Below are 5529 nucleotides of genomic sequence, written 5' to 3'. Positions count from 1 at the left end.
AAGCTTCCCGCAACCCAGTTCAAGCACCGTCGTTTACCGATCGATTCCTATAAGGGCGGGATTATCACCGACATCAGCCAGGTAGGCGGTTACCCACAGTACAAGGGCAAGCCTTACAAGGATTCAGATAACGATGGGATTCCTGATGAGTGGGAGACCAAGAATGGCTTAAATCCTAAGGATGGCAGTGATTCAGCGAAATATGCCTCCAACGGGTATACAAATATTGAGAATTATCTGAACAGCCTGGTGAATGTTGATATTGTGAAACCGGCTCAGTAATAAATGGCAAGTTTGCGGACAGAGATTATGTGCCGGAAGAAGCAAGCTTGCACCGTTTAACAGAATTTTAGATGAGAACAAAACTTTCAATTTTTCTATGTGCCACAGGATTAACGGGGATAGGCCTCCGGGCATCTGCCCAATATCCTGACATTCCACCGGCTGTGCAGGCGGTGGCCGATTCTGCCCTGGCGGTGGAGGAATCCCTTTCTGATGCAGCCTGGCAAAAGGCTTTACCAATTATTCAGAAAGAAGCTCAAAACGGAAAGCCATATGTTCCATGGGCGGCTAAGCCTGAAGATCTCATTAAAGCTAAAATACCTGCATTCCCGGGAGCTGAAGGGGGCGGTGCTTATACTCCCGGAGGTCGTGGAGGAAAAGTCATTGTGGTGACAAACCTGAACGACCGGGGACCCGGATCTTTTCGTGAGGCTTGTGAGCAGGGTGGCGCGAGAACGATCGTCTTTAATGTTGCGGGAATTATCCGTTTAAAGAGTCCTGTCATTATCCGTGCTCCATATATCACGATTGCTGGTCAGACAGCACCCGGAGATGGGGTGTGTATTGCCGGTGAATCGGTATGGATCAATACTCATGATGTAGTGATCCGTTATATGCGGTTCAGAAGGGGGGCAACAGATGTTGCCAGGAGGGATGATGCTATAGGCGGAAACCCGGTTGGAAATATTATGATCGACCATGTGTCGGCAAGCTGGGGACTGGACGAAAATATGTCCATCTATCGCCATGTTTACGATGACGGAAAGGATTATAAGAAGGCAAAACTTCCTACGGTGAACGTAACAATCCAGAATTCGATTTTCTCTGAAGCACTGGATGCTTATAATCATGCTTTCGGAAGTACGATCGGAGGTCTGAACAGTACGTTCATGCGTAACTTGTGGGCAAGCAATATCAGCCGTAACCCTTCTGTAGGGATGTATGGAGATTTCAACTTCGTGAACAATGTCATTTTCAATTGGTGGAACAGGAGTGCAGACGGAGGTGATCACCGTTCTCTATATAATTTTATCAATAATTATTACAAGCCGGGACCCATTACTCCCCTAGACAGACCTATTAGTTACAGGATACTGAAGCCTGAGTCTAACCGCGATAAGAACGATCCGGATCATTTTGGAAAGGCTTATGTAAATGGTAATGTAGTTGAAGGTAATGAGCGGGTAACTAAAGATAACTGGGAGGGGGGTGTTCAGCTTGAAGGAGTGTCTGAAGAGGCGAAGCTTTTGGCGCGGATCAGGGTTGATTCTCCTCTGCCGATGCCTGAATTTAATGTTGTTTCGGCTAAAGAAGCTTATAATTATGTTCTGGCTAATGTTGGCGCTACCTTGCCCCGGAGAGACCCGGTAGATACAAGGGTTGTGAAGCAGGTACAGACAGGAAAGATCCTTTATACCGAAGGTGGGAAGACCCATATTGGGGATAAATATATCAAGAGGAGGCTTCCGGAAGATTCGTATAAACAGGGCATTATCAGTGATGTGAGTCAGGTTGGCGGGTACCCCGAATATAAAGGATCGCCTTATAAAGATACAGACGGTGACGGGATACCGGATGCATGGGAATTGAAAAATGGATTAAACCCGAAAGATCCCTCCGACGCTTCTAAGTACCGGAAGGATGGATATACAAACATCGAAGCCTGGTTAAACAGTGTTGTTCCCTTAAAGACAGTATCTGTAGTGAAATAGTTATAGGGATTATTGAATACAGAGCTTGTTGTACAGATTAAAGTTTGAGTTAAGAGGTTGGCTGTGAGGCTGGCCTCTTTTTTTATTATAGTGCTGGGCCATACTTGCTGCTGCGGCTTTTGCCGGGAGATAAGCCTATTGATGTACTGTAGTTATTATTATTTGTCGTGATGTTTTTTTTGTTGTAGCTTTCTTCTGTTGCATAATACCAGGCTGCCGGCCATGTCAAGATGGTACAAAACATTGAGAAAATGGTATATAAAAGGACTGACAGCAGCATATACTTTTGTTTTTGAGATTTAGTTTTCCGGCGCGTAATAACGCCGATCCCACAACCAATTAGAACTAAATCTCGCACACTAAGAGATAAATTAAACGAATGGTTCCTGATAAGATGACCTTCTGTAAGTATTTTTATTCAGCTCTGGTAGTTTGCGGCCTGCTATATGCCGGTGATACCTATGCTCAGAAAACCAAGGTTCCGAAACCTGTTCCCCCGCTTGATGCAGGAAAGGACGGACGGCTGGTTTATTCCCCTGACTCACTGGGAAACAGGATTCCTGACTTTTCCTATGCTGGATATATGGCAGGGAGCAGTGCTATTCCTGATGCTCCCGTTAAGGTTACGGTTCCTTTGAAATCCGGGGATGCGACCCGCAGAATTCAGGCTGCTTTAGACTATATAGCTGCGTTGCCGGCAAATAAAAACGGACTTAAAGGAGCTGTTCTGCTGGAAAAGGGAGTTTATGAAGTAGATGGTTCTCTCTTCATCAGATCGGGTGGTGTTGTGCTTCGTGGAAGCGGGCCCGGTGACGGAGGAACTGTTCTTTTCTCAAAGGGGAAAGAACGTGAGACCTTAATCCGCATAGAAGGCATTAATAACAGGAAAGAGGTTAATAGCGTAAAGATCACGGATAAATATGTGCCGGTTAATTCGGTCAGAATAAAAGTAGCAGATGGAAAAGCTTTTAAACCCGGCGAAATGGTGTCTGTTCACCGGCCTTCTGCGGCGAACTGGATTCAAAAGCTGGATACCTGGCATTTCGGAGGTGGAATTACAGCCCTGGGGTGGAAACCGGGAGAACGGGATATACTCTGGGACAGAATGATAAAGGCAGTTGAAGGAAACACGTTGGTGCTTGATGCGCCGGTTACGACGTCGATTGATCAGGAATATGGCGGAGGTACTGTCAGTAAATTGCTGTGGGATGGACTTATTTCGCAATGCGGGGTTGAAAACATCCTGCTCCGGTCGGATTACAATACGGCGAACCCTAAAGATGAAGATCATAGCTGGATGGCTGTTACCCTGGAGAATGTAACGAATGCATGGGTAAGGCAGGTAACATTTGAGCATTTCGCCGGTTCAGCTGTCGCTGTTCTTGAAACTGCCCGCAAAGTGACGGTCGAAGATTGTAAATCACTTGCTCCTGTATCCGAGATCGGGGGACAGCGTCGTTATACCTTTTATACATTAGGTCAGCAAACACTTTTTCAACGATGTTATGCCGAAGGCGGTTATCACGACTTTGCCGTTGGATATTGTGCGGCAGGCCCCAATGCCTTTGTTCAGTGTGAATCTCATCTGCCTTTCAGCTTTAGCGGAACAATTGACAGCTGGGCTTCAGGAGTATTATTTGATATTGTGAATGTTGACGGTCAGGCTTTGAGCTATGCTAACAGGGGACAGGATGCGCAAGGCGCCGGGTGGACTGCAGCTAATAGTGTTTTCTGGCAATGTTCAGCTTCCCGGATAGACTGTTTTGCTCCCCCCACTGCTAATAACTGGGCGTTTGGGTGCTGGGCTCAGTTCCAGGGAGACGGCTACTGGAATATGTCTAACGAGCATATTAATCCCAGGAGCCTGTACTATGCTCAGCTTTCCGAAAGGCTGGGCGGAGATGTTATGAAGAGGGCTCATTTACTCGAGACGCCAACGGAAGCATCAAGCAGCCCGCCTGTTTCTGTGGCGGCACAGCTTACAGCTTTATCTGTAAAGCCTCATACTCAATTAACCGAATGGATTGACAGTGCAGGCTTCAGGTCTCCGGTTTCAACCGGTGCTAAAGGAGTAAAGACTATAGATCAGATTGGAGTAAAACCTGTTGCTCCCGCGGCGAAAGCCCCGGAAATGACTTTAGCAAACGGATGGCTTGTGAGGGGCGATCTTGTGGTAACCGGCAGCCGTCATGAAGTGCCGTGGTGGAGAGGCAGCTTACAACCTGTAGAAATTAAGGCTTCAAAACCAGCATTAACCAGGTATGTGCCGGGCAGAACGGGTGTAGGTCTGACAGATGATCTGAATGACGTAGGCCAGTGGATGCAGGATAATCATATAGTTTCCCTGGAACATAATTACGGGCTTTGGTATGACAGGCGTCGTGACGACCACGAGCGTATCAGGAGGATGGATGGTGAAGTCTGGCCGCCATTCTATGAGCAGCCATTTGCGCGAAGCGGACAGGGTACTGCCTGGGACGGACTGAGCAAATATGACCTGACAAAATACAACCAGTTCTACTGGAACCGGCTTAAACACTTTGCAAACATTGCTGATGAGAGAGGACTTGTTTTGGTCCATCAGAATTATTTCCAGCATAATATCATCGAAGCCGGTGCACACTATGCGGATTTCCCCTGGAGATCAGCTAATAACATTAATAACACGGGTTTCCCGGAGCCTCCACCGTATGCCGGTGACAAGAGGATATTCATGGCTGAACAGTTTTATGATATCAGCAACCCTGCCCGCAGGGAGCTGCACCGGGCATATATCCGCCAATGCCTCAATAATTTTAAAGGAAATACAGGTGTTATCCAGTTAATAGGCGCTGAGTTTACGGGACCTCTGCATTTTGTTCAGTTTTGGATAGACATGATTAAAGAGTGGGAGAGTGAGAACGGTAAAAAAGTTACTATCGGATTAAGCACCACCAAAGATGTTCAGGATGCCATTCTTGCCGACTCCGAACGTGCTTCTGTTGTTAACCTGATCGATATCCGGTACTGGCACTACCAGGCGGACGGCAGTGCTTATGCACCGCAAGGCGGTCAGAACCTGGCGCCAAGACAGCACGCCCGCCTGCTTAAACCAAAAAGAAGTTCTTTCGAACAGGTTTACAGGGCGGTCAGCGAATATCATCAGAAATTCCCCGATAAGGCCATCATGTATTCCGGTGATAGCTGGGAAGCCTTCGGATGGGCTGCCTTCATGGCAGGCGGTTCGGTCGCTAAGATATCTTCTGTCACAGAACCGGCATTCCTTGCTTCCGCCTCTCAGATGAAACCCTTAGCTGCTGATCCGGCGTCAGGTATCTATGTATTGGATGGAAAAGACAAAGGCCGTATTGTGTATGCCACTACCGCGAAATCCATCGAACTTGACCTAAAGGCATATTCCGGTTCTTACAAACTTCGCTGGATAGATCCGGCAACAGGTAAACGAATTGGTAAAGAGCAAACCGCTAAAGCAGGGAGCACAATTTCTGTAAGCAAGCCGCAGAGCGGCGCCGCGGTTCTCTGGGTAAGAAAGTAG

2 protein-coding genes and 1 pseudogene are annotated in these 5529 nt (G+C 47.4%); all 3 read left to right on the top strand.

The genetic code is table 11. The annotated features are described in order from the left end of the window. Nucleotides 1-282 (top strand): annotated as a pseudogene (locus DDR33_RS23720) (polysaccharide lyase); the annotation flags it as partial. 71 nt (nucleotides 283-353) lie between these two features. After that, nucleotides 354-1994, top strand: a complete 1641-nt coding sequence (locus tag DDR33_RS23715; protein WP_109418291.1) for a polysaccharide lyase — start codon at nucleotides 354-356, stop codon at nucleotides 1992-1994. 379 nt (nucleotides 1995-2373) lie between these two features. Next, nucleotides 2374-5529: a DUF6298 domain-containing protein gene (locus tag DDR33_RS23710; RefSeq protein WP_238387932.1), complete on the top strand. Its 3156-nt coding sequence runs from the start codon at nucleotides 2374-2376 to the stop codon at nucleotides 5527-5529.

This window comes from Pararcticibacter amylolyticus, assembly GCF_003130405.1.
In the GTDB taxonomy this organism is placed as follows: domain Bacteria; phylum Bacteroidota; class Bacteroidia; order Sphingobacteriales; family Sphingobacteriaceae; genus Arcticibacter; species Arcticibacter amylolyticus.
This window is presented reverse-complemented; position numbering and strand designations above follow the sequence as displayed.

Coding starts and splice junctions, on each gene's coding strand:
- DDR33_RS23710 (WP_238387932.1), top strand. CDS start 2,374: ATGGTTCCTGATAAGATGACCTTCTGTAAGTATTTTTATTCAGCTCTG.
- DDR33_RS23715 (WP_109418291.1), top strand. CDS start 354: ATGAGAACAAAACTTTCAATTTTTCTATGTGCCACAGGATTAACGGGG.